The sequence below is a fragment of the Arthrobacter sp. Ha26 genome (assembly GCF_059091705.1).
In genome coordinates this window covers 24647-39801 of sequence record NZ_JBNHGX010000006.1, presented here as the reverse complement: position 1 = coordinate 39801, position 15155 = coordinate 24647, and the positions used below count along the sequence as shown (strand labels likewise).

General features: G+C 65.2%; 13 protein-coding genes and 1 pseudogene. 3 read left to right on the top strand and 11 right to left on the bottom strand.

What is annotated here, in order from left to right; all coding sequences use genetic code 11:
• Positions 1-54 precede the first annotated feature (54 nt).
• Positions 55-1365 carry an ABC transporter substrate-binding protein gene (locus AC5RVY_RS14415; RefSeq protein ID WP_493955391.1) on the top strand — a complete coding sequence of 437 codons (1311 nt, stop codon included), beginning with the start codon at positions 55-57 and terminating at the stop codon, positions 1363-1365.
• Positions 1366-1449: 84 nt separating this feature from the next.
• On the opposite strand, the gene groL is transcribed toward AC5RVY_RS14415, so the two are convergent.
• From groL to AC5RVY_RS14390, 5 genes are all read right to left on the bottom strand, one after another.
• Positions 1450-3078 (bottom strand): chaperonin GroEL, encoded by a 1629-nt coding sequence (gene groL / locus AC5RVY_RS14410; RefSeq protein WP_091417205.1) that lies wholly within the window; start codon positions 3076-3078, stop codon positions 1450-1452.
• Between the two features lie 295 nt (positions 3079-3373).
• The gene (locus AC5RVY_RS14405) at positions 3374-4654 is read right to left on the bottom strand and encodes an ABC transporter substrate-binding protein (RefSeq protein ID WP_493955390.1); all 1281 of its coding nucleotides are present in this window, start codon (positions 4652-4654) and stop codon (positions 3374-3376) included.
• Entirely contained in the window at positions 4651-4857 is a 207-nt protein-coding gene (locus AC5RVY_RS14400; RefSeq protein ID WP_493955389.1) for a cold-shock protein, read from the bottom strand. The genes AC5RVY_RS14405 and AC5RVY_RS14400 overlap by 4 nt, the downstream gene beginning before the upstream one ends.
• A gap of 189 nt (positions 4858-5046) precedes the next feature.
• A complete protein-coding gene (locus tag AC5RVY_RS14395) occupies positions 5047-5697 on the bottom strand; it encodes a LytR C-terminal domain-containing protein (RefSeq protein WP_493955388.1) in 651 nt (216 codons plus the stop codon).
• A 51-nt stretch (positions 5698-5748) separates the two neighbouring features.
• Positions 5749-6078, bottom strand: coding sequence for a DUF3263 domain-containing protein (locus AC5RVY_RS14390; RefSeq protein ID WP_493955387.1), 330 nt, complete (start codon positions 6076-6078; stop codon positions 5749-5751).
• 127 nt (positions 6079-6205) lie between these two features.
• Between AC5RVY_RS14390 and AC5RVY_RS14385 the strand changes: the two genes are divergently transcribed.
• Positions 6206-6976 carry a uracil-DNA glycosylase gene (locus tag AC5RVY_RS14385; RefSeq protein WP_493955386.1) on the top strand — a complete coding sequence of 257 codons (771 nt, stop codon included), beginning with the start codon at positions 6206-6208 and terminating at the stop codon, positions 6974-6976.
• A gap of 14 nt (positions 6977-6990) precedes the next feature.
• Positions 6991-7830 carry a siderophore-interacting protein gene (locus AC5RVY_RS14380; protein ID WP_493955385.1) on the top strand — a complete coding sequence of 280 codons (840 nt, stop codon included), beginning with the start codon at positions 6991-6993 and terminating at the stop codon, positions 7828-7830.
• A gap of 55 nt (positions 7831-7885) precedes the next feature.
• Here the strand turns inward: AC5RVY_RS14380 and AC5RVY_RS14375 are convergent, their stop codons facing one another.
• The 6 genes and pseudogenes from AC5RVY_RS14375 to gcvT all read right to left on the bottom strand — a co-directional run bounded on the left by AC5RVY_RS14375 (position 7886) and on the right by gcvT (position 15148).
• On the bottom strand, positions 7886-9373 hold the full coding sequence (locus AC5RVY_RS14375) for a threonine/serine exporter family protein (protein ID WP_493955384.1): 1488 nt from the start codon (positions 9371-9373) through the stop codon (positions 7886-7888).
• 37 nt (positions 9374-9410) lie between these two features.
• Positions 9411-10727: a peptidoglycan bridge formation glycyltransferase FemA/FemB family protein gene (locus AC5RVY_RS14370; RefSeq protein ID WP_493955383.1), complete on the bottom strand. Its 1317-nt coding sequence runs from the start codon at positions 10725-10727 to the stop codon at positions 9411-9413.
• A 128-nt stretch (positions 10728-10855) separates the two neighbouring features.
• Positions 10856-11929 (bottom strand): lipid II:glycine glycyltransferase FemX, encoded by a 1074-nt coding sequence (locus tag AC5RVY_RS14365; RefSeq protein WP_493955382.1) that lies wholly within the window; start codon positions 11927-11929, stop codon positions 10856-10858.
• 150 nt (positions 11930-12079) lie between these two features.
• Complete coding sequence (locus AC5RVY_RS14360) at positions 12080-13522, bottom strand: L-serine ammonia-lyase (RefSeq protein ID WP_493955381.1); 1443 nt, start codon at positions 13520-13522, stop codon at positions 12080-12082.
• A gap of 43 nt (positions 13523-13565) precedes the next feature.
• Positions 13566-13745 (bottom strand): annotated as a pseudogene (locus AC5RVY_RS14355) (glycine cleavage system protein H); the annotation flags it as partial.
• Positions 13746-13999: 254 nt separating this feature from the next.
• Complete coding sequence (gene gcvT / locus AC5RVY_RS14350) at positions 14000-15148, bottom strand: glycine cleavage system aminomethyltransferase GcvT (RefSeq protein WP_493955380.1); 1149 nt, start codon at positions 15146-15148, stop codon at positions 14000-14002.
• Positions 15149-15155: the final 7 nt, after the last annotated feature.

Genomic DNA, 15155 nt, shown 5'->3' with positions numbered 1-15155 from the left:
CGCCTGTGCACGCTGAAGAGATTCCGCGTTCACCAGAACAAGGAAGGCATATCAATGACGATTCCAACCCGTCGCCGGCGGAAGTTCCAACTCGGTGCAGTGGCCGTCGCCCTTTCCCTCTTGGCAACAGGCTGCGGCACGTCCGGCGGTTCCAGCAACAACGAGGAAGTGACCCTGCGGTTTGCCTGGTGGGGCAACGAGTACCTCAACGCCCAGACCGAAAAGGTCATCGACGCTTTTGAGGCCGAACACCCGAAGATCAAGATCGAATCCGAGCCCGGCGAATGGGCCAGCTACTGGGACAAGCTCGCCACCAAGACGGCAGCGAACGACGCACCGGACGTCATCCAGATGGACCAGAAGTACATCGCCGAATATGGCGGACGCGGTGCCCTCCTGGATCTTTCCAAGCAGGACGGAATCGATACTTCCAAGCTGGACAAGGAAGGCCTGGCTTCAGGCCAGTACGACGGGGCCCAGTACGGAATCAGCACCGGGCAGAATGCCTACGTCATCATGGCCAATACCAAGGTCTTCGAAGCAGCCAATGTTCCCCTCCCGGATGACACCAAGTGGACCTGGGACGATTTCATGGACACGGCATCGAAGATCAGCGCCGCCGGAGACGGCAAGAACTACGGCGCGGCCTACGGCACCAACGAAGCCGACCTCATCATCTGGCTGCGCCAGCACGGCGAGAACCTCTACTCCGGGGACGGCAAGCTGGATTTCGACACTGCCACGGCAGCTTCTTTCTGGGAGCGGCTGAAGGAACAGCGCGATTCCAAGGCAAGTCCACCGGCCACCGTGGCCACCGAGGATGCCGGCGCGGGCCTGGAAGAAAGCCTCTTCGGCACCAACAGGGTGGGCATGGCGTGGTGGTGGACCAACCAGCTCGGATCGCTTGAGTCCACCACGGGCAGCAGCATCAAGATGCTCCGTGCGCCCAGCACGAAAGGCTCCGCTGCTGCGAATGGCATGTACTACAAGCCCAGCATGTTCTGGTCCGCGTCCTCGCGGTCAAAGCACCCCGAGGCTGCCGCTACGTTCATCAACTACCTGGCCAACAGCCCTGAGGCCGGCGCAATCCTCATGACGGACCGGGGCGTGCCCACCAACACCGAGATCGTGGAGAGCATAAAGCCTGCCCTGAAGCCGGCAGACACCACAGTGGTGGCTTTCCTGAAGGACCTGGAGCCCGACATCAAGGACGCGCCGCCTGTTCCGCCGGTGGGCGCGGGCAGTGTGCAGAACGTGATCAAGCGGTACACCGACGAGGTCCTGTACGACAGGCTCACACCGCAGGCTGCTGCTGACGCCTTCAAGAAGGAAGTTGAAGGAATGCTGGCCAGCGCCAGGAAGTAAACAACGTCGAACGCAAATGCGGCCCCCTCGGAAGAGGGGGCCGCATTGTGCGTACTTGGCGGGACCAGGCCCGGCAGGGAAGGCTTAGAAGCCGCCCATGCCGCCCATGTCATCGCCGCCGCCAACCGGGGCAGCGTTCTTCTCGGGCTTGTCGGCCACAACTGCCTCGGTGGTGAGGAACAGACCGGCAATGGAGGCCGCGTTCTGCAGGGCAGAGCGGGTCACCTTGACGGGGTCGTTCACACCGGCGGCCAGCAGGTCGACGTACTCGCCGGTGGCCGCGTTCAGGCCGTGGCCGGCAGGCAGCCCGCGGACCTTGTCCACCACGACGCCCGGCTCCAGGCCTGCGTTGAAGGCGATCTGCTTCAGCGGTGCATCGATGGCAACGCGGACGATGTTCGCACCGGTTGCTTCGTCACCGGACAGCTGCAGGTTGGCGAATGCCTTGGCACCGGCCTGGATGAGGGCCACGCCGCCACCGGCCACGATGCCTTCTTCAACAGCAGCCTTGGCGTTGCGCACTGCGTCTTCGATGCGGTGCTTGCGCTCCTTGAGCTCAACCTCGGTTGCGGCACCGGCCTTGATGACTGCAACGCCGCCGGCCAGCTTGGCCAGGCGCTCCTGCAGCTTCTCGCGGTCGTAGTCCGAATCGGAGTTCTCGATCTCAGCGCGGATCTGGGCCACGCGGCCGGCGATCTGGTCGGCGTCGCCGGCACCTTCGACGATGGTGGTCTCGTCCTTGGTGACAACAACCTTGCGTGCCTTGCCCAGGAGTTCCAGGCCGGCGTTCTCCAGTTTGAGGCCAACTTCTTCGGAGATGACCTGGCCGCCGGTGAGGACGGCGATGTCGGCGAGCTGTGCCTTGCGGCGGTCACCGAAGCCCGGAGCCTTGACGGCAACGGACTTGAAGGTGCCGCGGATCTTGTTGACGATCAGGGTGGCCAGGGCCTCGCCCTCGATGTCCTCGGCAATGATCAGCAGCGGCTTGTTGGACTGCATGACCTTTTCGAGGACAGCAACCAGTTCCTTGACGTTGGAGATCTTGGAGTTGACGATCAGGATGTACGGATCCTCAAGGACCGTTTCCTGGCGCTCGGCGTCGGTGACGAAGTAAGCGGAGATGTAGCCCTTGTCGAAGCGCATGCCTTCGGTGAGCTCAAGCTCCAGGCCGAAGGTGTTGGACTCCTCGACCGTGATGACGCCTTCCTTGCCCACCTTGTCCAGGGCTTCGGCGATGAGGGCACCGATTTCCTCGTCACCGGCGGAGATGGACGCCGTGGCGGCGATCTCTTCCTTGGTTTCGATTTCCTTGGCGGAGTTCAGCAGTTCGGCGGTGACGGCCTCAACGGCCTTCTCGATGCCGCGCTTGAGGGACAGCGGGTCGGCGCCGGCAGCAACGTTGCGCAGGCCTTCCTTCACCAGTGCCTGTGCCAGCACGGTTGCCGTGGTGGTACCGTCGCCGGCGACGTCGTCCGTCTTCTTGGCAACTTCCTTGACCAGCTCGGCGCCGATCTTCTCGTAAGGATCGTCCAGCTCGATCTCCTTGGCGATGGAAACACCATCGTTGGTGATCGTGGGAGCGCCCCACTTCTTCTCGAGGACGACGTTGCGTCCACGCGGGCCGAGGGTGACCTTAACGGCGTCGGCGAGGATGTTCAGGCCCCGCTCAAGGCCGCGGCGTGCCTCTTCATCAAATGCAATGATCTTGGCCATAACGGCAGTAGTCCTTTCGGGACAGTCGTTAAGAATGAACCTTCGCTGCAGTGCCCGCGACGGACGATCCTTCGCCGTTGGCCTCTGTATGCCTCCGGGTGCGGATCTCACTCCAGTTAGGTGTTTCTTCGCTCCTCGACCGGTGCCGCGCGCCGCAGGCCGGAACCAGCTTTGCTTTAGCAGTCGGTACGTCAGAGTGCTAACTCAATAATTAGCACTCCCCACGTGAGAGTGCAAGCGAAAGAAGCGGTAAGGTCCCCGGTTTAGCCGACGGCGAAGCGGCGCCCAGCGAAGCTTAGCCAGCCGCCCGTCCCGCCGTCTCCCGGCCGCTGGCCGTCGGATTGTTGTCAGCCCCGTAGGTGTAGACGGTGAAGGTGGCAGTGGTGATGTCGCCGTTGGCGTCGAAGGCAACCGGACCCGACTCGCCGTCGTAGTTGATATCCGGCCCTGTCATCAGCCCTGCCCGGCAGTCCTTGTAGGTGAGGCACGCCTCGGCAGCCGGCTTCCCGGCGCTTCCCTCCACCGCTCCCCCGGACGCGGCGATCAGGTTGGCCGCGATGGAACGGCCCGCGTCGTCCTGCGCCCGGGCGGCGGCCAGGGCAGCAACGGTCACGGCGTCATAGGTCTCGGCAGCGAACGAGACATCCTTCAGGTCCTGATCCACCGAGAGCAGCCTGGCCTGGAAGGCCGCCGTGGGAAGCTGCCCCGCAACCACCGCCCGGGCGCCGTCAAGGGACTTGGCCGGCAGCCGCGAAGCGTAGCGGGCGAAGGCGCCATCGCTGAGGATGATCCGTTTTCCGTCAACACCGGCGTTGCCGAGCTCCGCCAAGGCGCCCTGGGCACCGTCCCGGGCGATGACAATGACGGCGTCAGCGTTGGCTTTGTCCACTGCGGCCGCCACACTGGCCGCCTCACCCGGCTCAAAGTCAGCAGTGGCAGCTACTTCCATTCCGGCCTGTCCGGCGGCGGTGGCGACGGCGGCTGACACGTCGGTGCCGTAAGAGCCGTCCTGGTGAATCACCGCCACAGTCCTGGCGCCGGCGTCCTTGGCGAGCTTCACGAGGACGGGCGCCTGGGCGACGTCGGCCGCTGCCGTCCGGAAGTAATAGCCGCCGCTGTTGGCGCTGCTCAGTCCGGCGGCGGTGTTGGCCGGCGAGATCAGCGGGGTCCGGGCACGCGAGAGGATGTCGATGGCAGCGGGCGCATGGCTGGAGTCGGTGGGGCCGATAACAACGTCAGCCTTGGCGGCAACGAGTGCCTGCGCCTGCCCGGCCGCATCCTGCCCGGTGTCGGTGGGAAGGAGCTCCACCGGTTTGCCCTTATGGCCGCCGGCGGCGTTGATCTCCTGCACGGCGAGCGTGGCAGCCGCCAACTGTGGTGCGTTCAGGAAGGCGTTGTCGCCCGTGCTGTCCAGGATCAGCCCCACTTTCAGGGTGCCGTCCCCTGACGCTTCTGCCGGTTCCGTCCGCGCATTGCCGGCGGCACCGGAACAGGCGGTCAGGGCAAGTGCTGAGCAGGCGGCAGCTGCCAGAAGGGTCCGGCGGAAAGCCGCGGGACGGAGGAAAGCGTTGTTCACTCGGCCGGCCGGACACTTTCGGCCTGCGGGCCCTTCTCGCCTTCGCCCACCTCGAGTTCCACGCGCTGGCCTTCGTCGAGGGCCCGGTACCCTTCACCCTGAATTGCGGACCAGTGGACAAAGATGTCATCCCCTGTGGCGTCGACGGTGATGAAGCCGTAGCCCTTTTCAGCGTTGAACCATTTGACGGTTCCCAGTGCCATGTCCGACCACTCTTTCCGTTGCGTCCGGCCGCCCACGCCGCTAAGTTCCGGCTGGCCCGGACCGAACCTGAAAATCACTCTAGCCAATTCCGTGCCGCCGGGGCGGGACGGCTCCGCCAGACCAGCAATAGTTATTCAGGCGTAACAGCCGCCGGTGCATGGAAGGCCGCGAAGTCCAATGCTCGCTGTTTAGCGGTAGCCGGGGCCGAGCACCACAACCAGCGGCAGCTGGAATTCGTTGCTGTTCACCAGGGTGGGGATGCCGAGGAGCTTTGCCAGGGCCTCGGCGCTGGCGAGCTGTCCGGCTCCCGAGTAGAAGATGATGGACGTCTGCTGTGGCGAGCCCGCCCAGTTACCCACCTGCCCGAGCGTCCAGCCGTCGGCTTGGACCGTGCCGCCCACCCGGCTGGCCAGTCCTGCCGTCCCGGCGGCGTTGTAAATGGCAACACCCTGGGTCTTGTCTATCAGCGCCGGGGCCTTGGGGGACGCGCTCGGTTCCGCTTCGGTTTCGGCACTTGCTTCGGGTTCAGCCGACGCCGAAGGCTGCGCCTCCGTGGAGGCCTCGGTGGTGGGGGCGGCATCCGGACTGGCCGAGGCCGTGGAACCGGTGCCGGCCAGCGGTCCTGCCTCCTGGCTGAGGGAAGCCTGGTCGCCGGCGGTGTTGAGACCGAGCTTGGGAAGGATCAGGAAGGACACCAGCCCGATGGCCAGGGCGGCCACGCCTACAACCAGGATCGGCCAAAGCCGGATCCGGGCAGGGGCGGAAGCCGTGCGGTGGACACCTTGGCGTGAAGCAGACTGCGGGACCTTGTCGAATTCATCGCGGGCGTATCTGGTCATGGTGGATGACATCCTTGTTGGGTTTGCTGCTGAGGGAACAGCGGGAGCGTCTTACGCGTCGGACCCCAGGCGCCGTGCGGTACGTGCACGGTGACGCGACGTACGTAGTCTACGCAATCGCTTGACCAGCATGGGATCGTGGGCCAGGGCATCCTCGGTATCGATGAGGGCATTGAGCAACTGGTAGTAGTGCGTCGCAGAAAGGTCGAAGAGCTCCCGGATGGCCTGTTCCTTGGCCCCGGCATACTTCCACCACTGCCGCTCCAAGGCAAGCATTTGCTGGTCCCGCTCACTCAGCGGCGACTCACGGAGCGTGAAATCCGCCAGGGGCGAATGCCGTGGTTCCTGCTCCGGCAGGTGCTCCCGAGCTGGTTCCGCCACTGCACACTCCTTTGGCCGGTTACGAAAAATGTCTGACCCCCATGCTACGGGCGAATAACACCAATGTCATTTGGAAGCAGGACCCGGGAGGCCCCGTGCCCCGGGGGTCCCCTGCAACAATGGGACGGTGTTTGAATCAGATGCCTTGTTCGAGCTGGCGCAGGAATCGGCGGACGCTGCCGGTTTCGCCGAATTGGCGCGGCTCCCCCTGGAAGAGCTTATGGCACCGGACTGGGCTGCAGCCCTGGCGGGGGTGGAGAACGAACTTCGCCACGTGCTCACTTTCCTGGCCGGCGAAGTGGAAGCCGGGCACCAGGTCCTGCCGGCGCCGTCGAACGTCCTGCGGGCCTTCCGCCAGCCGCTCGCGGATGTCAAGGTGCTGATTGTGGGCCAGGACCCCTACCCCACTCCCGGCCACGCCGTGGGCCTCTCCTTTTCTGTTGACCCGCGCACACGGCCCATACCCCGGAGCCTGGCGAACATCTACCGTGAGCTGGAATCGGACCTCGGAGTTCCTGCGCGCGTTCATGGGGACCTTTCCGCCTGGGCTGGCCAAGGCGTGCTGCTCCTTAACCGGGTGATGACGGTGCGGGCAGGGTCAGCAGGCTCCCACCGCGGCAAAGGCTGGGAGAAGATCACGACGGCGGCTGTCACCGCCGTGGCCCGGCGTCGCCGTCCGGACGGGGCACGGGTCCCGCTGGTGGCCGTGCTGTGGGGCAAGGACGCCGAGAGCGTCCGGCCGCTCCTGGACGGGGCTCCCGCCGTGGCGAGCGCGCACCCCAGCCCCTTGTCCGCGTCCCGGGGGTTTTTTGGCTCCCGTCCCTTCAGCCGGGTGAACGAGCTCCTGCGCGGGCAGGGTGCGCTGGACGTAACCTGGGAGCTCCCGCCAGTCCCCTAGCTTAGGCTTGCCTTATGAGCACCATGCCCGCCGCCACCAGTGCCAGCAAAAAGAGCCGACCGCAGGTCAACCTCACCGTGATCCGCCGGGAAGAACTGTCGCCGCACATGGTCCGGATTGTCGCCGGCGGCGAGGGCTTTGCCGACTTCACCAACAACGGCTTCGTGGACCGGTACGTCAAGCTTGTGTTTCCCCAACCGGGCATCGAATACCCTGTCCCGCTGGATTTGTGGAGCATCCGTGAAACCATGCCACGCGAACAATGGCCCTTCACCCGCACCTACACCGTCCGCTGGGTGGATGCGGGTGCCCGCGAACTGGCCATCGACTTTGTGGTGCACGGCGATGAGGGCCTGGCAGGCCCGTGGGCCGCGAAGGCCCAGCCGGGCGACACCCTGACGTTCACTGGCCCGGGTGGCGCCTACAACCCTGCACCGGAGGCGGACTGGTACCTCTTCGCCGGCGATGAAGCCGCGCTTCCCGCTATAGCTGCATGCGTGGAGGCATTGCCGTGGGAAGCCGCCGGCCTGGCGTTCATTGAGGTGGATTCCCGCGCCGACATCCAGGAGATCGCCGCCCCTCCGGGGCTGGAGCTCCACTGGCTCACCCGCAATGGCGTCCCCGCCGGCGACAGCAACCTCCTGGTCCAGGCGGTGGCGGACGCCGAATGGCCGGAGGGCCGCGTGGACGTCTTTGCCCATGGCGAGCGCGGCTATATGAAGGCCCTGCGTGAGGTCTTCTTCAAGCAGCGCGGCCTGGACCGTTCACAGGTTTCGCTCTCGGGCTACTGGGCCAAGGGCCGGGTAGAGGACGTGTTCCAGGCCGAGAAGAAGCTTCCGGTCGGCCAGATTTAGGCAGCTTCGTCCAGCCGGACGGCGGTCCAGCCGAAGCGTTCAGGCCGCCCGGTGGTCAGCGCCGGCGGGCGCGGCGGCGCTCGTTGCTCGCCAGGCTCCGGGTCAACGGCCGGGCCAGGGTGTCGCCCAGGACAATGCCGCCCGCCGTTCCCAGGACGATGGCGCCGGCGTTGAGCATCCCGCCGGCGCCGAGGAGGATCTCGGCTTCCTCGATGGTGAGCACGTACATCGACCGGAAAATCGTCAGGCCCGGCAGCAGGATCAAGGCTGCTGGCACGGCCACCACGAGCTGCGGCGCCCCCATCCGCAGCGCGACCACCCGGGCAAGCAGGCCAATGACCACGGCGGCGAGTGCGGGTGAGAACCGGTCGCCGACTCCCAGCTGGCCGGCAGCCAGCAGGACAAAGTAGCCGGCCACGCCTACACCGGCTGTGGGCAGCAACAGCTTCCAGCTGGTCTGTTCGGTGACGCCGATGGCCATCACGGCCACCGCAACGAAGAGCACCAGCACCCAGAGATCGTAGGCGGGCGGGAACGTCTGGGTGACGTCGATGCGCTGCATCCCTGTCAGCTCCCCCACCACGAAGGCGACGGCGATGCCCGCGACGATGGCGCCGAAAGTCAGCAGTGTTGACAGGAACCGTCCGGCCGCCGTTACGGGGAAGCCGTTGATCGCATCCTGCACGGAGGAGACGAGGCGTCCGGTGGGCAGGAGCAGGAGGATGCCGCCCACCACCACGATGGCCGGCGACGTGGTCAGCCCGAACTGCCACAGCACCAGCGCCAGCTGCGTCACCACGAACGAGCAGCTGGCAGTGATGAAGAAGTCCGGCACCCGCCACCGGCCGAGTTGCCGGGCCAGCAGGCTGATACCGATGTTGGCCAGGAAGGCGATAACGGAGGACACCGGCCCGCCTCCCAGGACACCGACGAAAACCGCCGCGAAGGTGCCGAAGGCCACGGTGACCATCCACCGCGGGAAGGGTTTGGGACTGGTGATGGCCTCATCCAGCCGGCGGATGGCCTCGTCACGGCCAACCCCGCCGGCCACGATGTCCGTAACCAGTTGGTGGACTTTGGCCAGGCCGGCGTAGTTGTTGGTCCAGGAGCGCACCACGCGCAGCAGCGCGATGGGGGTCTGGTCCTTCGGAGCGTAGTTGATCCCCACGGACTGGTTGGTGATGTCCACCTCGATGTTCTTCAGGCCCAGCGCAGCGGTGACGGCGATGATGCTGGTTTCCACCTCCAGCGCACCGGCCCCGTAACGGAACATGGTTTCTGCCAGATGCAGGGCGAAGTCGAGCGTCTTGCGGGCAGAGGTGTCAACGCCGCCCACTTGGATCGTGGGGTTGGCGTACGGGCTGCCGGTGAGGCGGTCCACGATGCTCAATGGGGCGGTGGGCGGGTTTTCGCCCTGGACCAGGCGCCGCAGCATTCTTTTCGCGGCGGCGTTCTGCCGCACCTGGGAGGGGGTCAGTGGCTCGGTCTTGGGCAGTCCGTCCGTGTGGGGCCTGCGGCCGGGGCGTTCGGGCCGGTCAGTCATGGTTGCCTCCTCCCAGTGCGGTTCAGTGAACAGTCTTTCAGGCCGGACGCCTCAGCGGCAGTTTGTCCAGCACCCTACGGGCCGCGGCCACCGCTGCCCGGGCCAGGCGGTTCGCGTGGTAGACGGCGGGCCGGACCGGCATGGCGAAGTCGCCCACCAACTGGACCACTTCTCCGCCGAAGCCTTTCTTGAATTCGTAGCCGCCGTGGCCTTCCTCGTCCTGCCCGGAGATGCCGAACGTGCCGTAGAAGTTGTACCGCGGGTACCCCTTCTCGAGTGCGTGCAGCATCATGCCCCAGTACAGGGAGGTTGCGCCGTTGAAGTAGATGTAGTCCTGCACGGTGCCGCCGATGACGCACACCACCTCATCCCCATAGCAGACAAAGTGGATGGCTGCCACGGTGGCGGTTCCCACCGAATCCGGGAACCGTTCAATGTCCTTCAGGCTCCGCTCGTAGCTGTCCACGAGGTCCTGGACTACCTTGAGCCGGTTGGCTTTCTTCTTGCTGCCAGTCTCTTCCACCTCGCGGCGCAGGTCCGCCGCCGTGGCGGACTCCGCTGCCAGCCGCTCCGTGATGGACTTCCGGTAGGCCGGGATGTCGATCTTGGCCATCATGAGCTTGGTGAACTCCGCCGACGTGGTCCGGAGCAGGTGCTCGTAATACTCGCGTTCGCGGTAGACGAATCCCTTTTCGTCTCCTGCCCTGCTCAGGGCACCGTAGAACTCGTCGAGGGTTTCCAGTGTGGCCTGTTCCAGGAACACACCGTTTTTCTCGGCTTTCCGGATGGCCTTGCGGGTCCGGTAACTGGTGCCCATGATGAGCTCTTCGGCGTCCGTGATGCCTTCCAGGCTCTTGATGAACATCCAGTTGACGTTGACGAAGTTCATGTCCAGTCCCTGGTGCTGGAACCCCAGCCGGGACAGCCGTGCCACCAGCGGGCGGTTGTCCTCAATCTCCGGGTGCTCGGCGCCGTCCTCGTCCCGGGCAATGTACTTAAGGTTGGGTGAGATCCGGAGTTCCGCGGCCTTGCGTTCTGCTGCCCGTTGGCGGAGGAGCCCGACGACGTCGCGCACCTGGTCCGGGTCCGTATAGTCCATCAACGGTCCCTTGGCGCACTCGCACACTGTGTACCCCAGGCGGGTGGTGGTGTAGTTCAGTTTCCCGGCGGCAACCAGTTCCCCGCCGCGCCGGATGCCGAAGAGTTCCACCTGCTGCCCGCGGGCGCGCTGGAAGCGGGCGAAGTCAACGGACTGGAGGAAGCTGTTTTGCGGGTGCTTGACTGCAAACGCCTCGAACTCTGAGTCGCTGAGGATGGCAAATTCGAGATCGGTGCCGGTGGTGACTGGATTCAAGGGATTTCCTCATTCAGGAGTGTGCGGCCTGCTGGTCAGGCGCAGGATCATGGACGGGTGGTCGGCGCGGCTGCGGCTCACCCTGCGGTGACCAGCCTGGTGCGGGGCAGCCTGCGCCAGGGCGGAGGTCAATAAAACTGTTGGCCGGTCCGCGCAGTTTCTACCCGGCGGAAGACCTTTTCCGCGCCGCCCACCCAGAGACGGTGGCGGAGCGGGGCAAGGACGTAGTCGTGGCAACCCACAAAATCTGTGACCGTCTTGGTGAAACTGGTCTTGAACATCCCCATGCCATACAGGTTATGGCTCTTGTCCTTGATCCGGGCGCCCGGCGGGGTGCCGCAGAAGTCGTATTCGGTGCAGCCCAGTTCCTGCATCCGCCGAATGGCTGCCCACTGGACCAGGTGTGAATCGCCGTACTGTTTGCGGTTCTGGGTTGAGCCGCCGTCCTTGTACGTCGCTTTGGCGCCGTAGTTGATGACAAAGGCGCCCACGCTGGGTTTGCCGTCCTCGTAGACGAAGAAGAAGTTGCCCTGGCCGCGGCTGCAGAACTCGTCCCAGAAGGCGGCGTAGTACTCGTAGCTGCGCAGGGGCATCGAGCCCTTGGCGTTGACGGTATCCGCCATGAGGTCATAGAGCGCCCGGTAGGTTTCGGGGCCCGCTTCTTTCCGGAGCACCTCGCAGCCTTCCCGCTCGGCGCGGCGGATGGCGTTGCGGGCCCGGGAGGAGATTGCTTTGAAGACTTCGTCCTCAGGGCCGGAGATGTCCAGCAGCGCGGTGGAGTCGTTGGACTGGATGTTGGGTGCCTTCACCAGGCCGGCCGCGGCCAGATGGGCCTGGGCATCAGCGGAGTCCACGATGTCCGGTTCGATCTTGATGGTGAAGACGTTCAGTTTCCTGTCCCGGACGAAGGCTGCGCAGGCCTCAAGTGCAGCCTTCACGTCCCTGGCAGCTGCGAGGTCCGGGCCCTTGATGAGGTACCAGAGCCGGCCCAGGACCGGGAACTTCTTCTCCAGCACCAGGTTGTAACTGGCTGGCCCGGTACTTTCCAGCACCAGGAACCTGACCTTCCAGCCAGTGCCGTTCTTTACCGACGCATACGCGGCGGACTGCAGCATGTTGCCGCCATTCGGGTTGGCCGTGACGTGCTTGTCCCAGTTTTCAATTTCCTCGGCTGTGGCAAAACGTGCGGTGAATTCTCGCAAAGGGGCCGTGTCCAATCGGGGTTGTGCGCGGTTCTGTACTCGTGGCTGCGTGCGGACATGCAGCCTCAAGTCTAAAGCCTGGCGGCGCCGGCACCTGCTGCCTTGGCCCGGCGCCGGGTCTTGCCAGTGTTAGGGCCTGCAGCGGCGCTGCTAGCAGACAGACACGTTGACGGCGAGGCCGCCCATGGCCGTTTCCTTGTATTTGGAGCTCATGTCCCTGCCGGTCTCGCGCATGGTCACGATGACCTCGTCCAGCGAGACGCGGTGCGAGCCGTCGCCCCAGAGCGCCATCTTCGCCGCGTTGATGGCCTTGGCGGCGGCGATCGCGTTCCGTTCAATGCACGGCACCTGCACCAGCCCGCCGATCGGATCACACGTCAGTCCCAGGTTGTGTTCCATCGCGATCTCGGCCGCGTTCTCCACCTGCGCCGGAGTTCCGCCCATCACCTCGGCCAGGCCAGCCGCCGCCATGGACGACGCCGAGCCCACCTCGCCCTGGCAGCCCACCTCAGCCCCCGAAATGGACGCCTGCTCCTTGTACAGCACCCCGACCGCACCGGCGGCCAGCAGGAACCTGACCACCACGTCGTCGCGGTCCTCCTGCGAGGCGTTCTCCATCCCCGGCGCGAAATGCAGGGCGTAATACAGCACCGCGGGGATAATCCCCGCCGCGCCGTTCGTGGGGGCAGTGACCACCCGGCCGCCGGAGGCGTTCTCCTCGTTCACCGCCAGGGCGATCAAGTTAACCCACTCCTGCCAATACTTCGGGTCATGGAACTCCCGGTCCTGGCCTTCACTATCCTGGCTCTCCGCGGCCGGCCGGGAGCTTTCCTTCTTCAGCCTCTCGTACCAGTCCGGAGCACGACGGCGGACCTTCAGTCCCCCGGGCAGCACACCTTCGCGCTTCAGGCTGGTGGCCACGCAATCCTCCATGACCGACCAGATATGCAGCAGGCCTGCACGGATCTCCTCTTCGGAGCGGGAGGCCTTCTCGTTGACCAGCATAATGTCGGCGATGGAGAGCCCCTTGGACTGGCAACGGCCAAGGAGTTCGGCCGCGGTCCGGAAGGGCAGCGGCAGTTCCTTCTTGGACTCCTCCATCTGCTGCTGGGCTGCGTCTTCCTCGCCCTCGCGGACAATGAAGCCGCCACCCACCGAAAAGAACGTGGCCGTATGCAGGATCTCGTCCTCTGCATCGAAGATGGTGAAGGTCATGCCGTTGGTGTGCCGCGGCAGGACCGTCAGCGGCCGCAACACCATGTCCGTCACCCCGTAAGGCAGCGGCACGGCACCGGCCAACTGCAGGATCCCGGTGTCGGCAATCGTCGCCAGCCGTTGCTCCACCTCCTCGGGAAGGATCAGTTCCGGATGGTAGCCCTCCAGCCCCAGCAGGATCGCGGTCATGGTGCCGTGGCCGTGGCCGGTCGCCGCGAGCGATCCGTAGAGGTCCACGCGCAATGACGCCACACGGTCCAGGGCGCCGGTGGACTTCAGCTCCTCGGCGAAGACAGCGGCAGCCCGCATCGGCCCCACCGTGTGCGAACTCGAAGGCCCGATCCCAATGGAAAAGAGATCAAAGACACCAACAGCCATGTGCGTATTTCCTTAATAGAGTTTCGGTGCTGCTTGGGGGCAATTACAGGTCCCCGCCGTTTTTGGACGCGTACTCCAGTGCGGACAGCAGGGGCCCTTCAGACTCGGCAGCCACCTTGAAGAGCCAGCCGGCTCCGTACGGATCGTTGTTGATCAGGGCGGGATCATCCACAACTCCAGTATTGATCTCCACCACCTCACCCGTCACCGGCGAATACACATCTCCCGTTTTCGAGGCCTGCAGTTCCAAGCAAAGAACCTCGTCACCTAAGTGCCGCGGGTAGTCGACTCGAGCGCCCAACTATCGACCAGACGACGCGACCTCAGTCTCGACGCATTTGACCGCCCAAGTTGGTGGGCTGACCACTAGGGCTCGGTGGAGCCGGGCTTTTCGAAAGCGTGCCTCAAAGCGACGAAGGAGCAGCACGCGTGAAAAGTCCGGTCTGCCGGGACCGGACTCAAGCACGGACCGGAAAACTACCTGATGCGCTTGTAGAACGGGAGGTCGACGACTTCGAAAGGCTCTGCCTTGCCGCGCAGGTCGATGTCCAAAGCGGTGCCGGGCTGGGTGAACTCGACATCCACGTAGGCCATGGCCACGGGGTAGCCAAGGGTGGGGCTCGGCTGGCCCGAGGTGACTTCGCCTACCACGTTGCCGTCCTTGAGGACCGGGTAGTGGGCGCGGCCGGCGCGGCGACCCAGTCCCTTGAGTCCCACGAGCCTGCGCCCGGTGGTAGTGCCGGCGCCGGCTTCCTTCTTGGCTGCCAGTGCGGCTTTGCCCACGAAGTCGCCTTCCTTGGAGAGCGCGACGACGGGTCCCAGGCCTGCTGCGAAGGGATCGCCCTGCAGGGACAGCTCATTGCCGTACAGGGGCATCCCGGCTTCGAGGCGGAGGGAGTCGCGGCAGGCGAGGCCTGCGGGGGGCAGCTCTCCGTCGTCGGCGATGGCCACGAGGGCCTGCCAGAGGCCGGGGGCGTCGTCGTTGGGTACAAAGATCTCAAACCCGTCCTCGCCGGTGTAGCCGGTGCGGGCGAGCAGCAGGTCCAGCCCGGTCCCGCCCACGAGGAACGGAACCTCCACGGCGGCGTAGTACTTCAGTTCCGTCACGAGGCTGTGCTGGGCTGCGGGGACCAGGCGAAGCAACAGCTCCTGCGCCCTGGGGCCCTGGACCGCCACCAGGGACGTCGCGACGGAGGCGTCATTGACCTGGACATCGAATGCTGCGGCGCGGTGGGCCAGGGCAGCGGCCACCACTGCGGCGTTGCCGGCATTGGGAACCACCAGGAAGACGTCGGTGCCGTCGCCGGCAGCTGGCCGGCGGTAGGTGATGAGGTCGTCGATGATGCCGCCATCCTCGTTGCAGATCAGGGAGTATTTGGCTTTGCCCACTGCCATGGCGGAGATCTTGCCCACCAGCGCGTAGTCAAGGAACGCGGCGGCGTCCGGTCCGGTCACCCAGACCTCGCCCATATGGGAAAGGTCGAACAGCCCGGCACTCTTGCGAACGGCGTGGTGCTCGGCGAGCTCGGAGCTGTATTTCAATGGCATCTGCCAGCCGCCGAAGTCGGTAAAGGAGGCGCCCAGTTTTTTGTGCTCGTCGTAGAGGGCGGTGTACTTCTCAGTCATCGGGTGA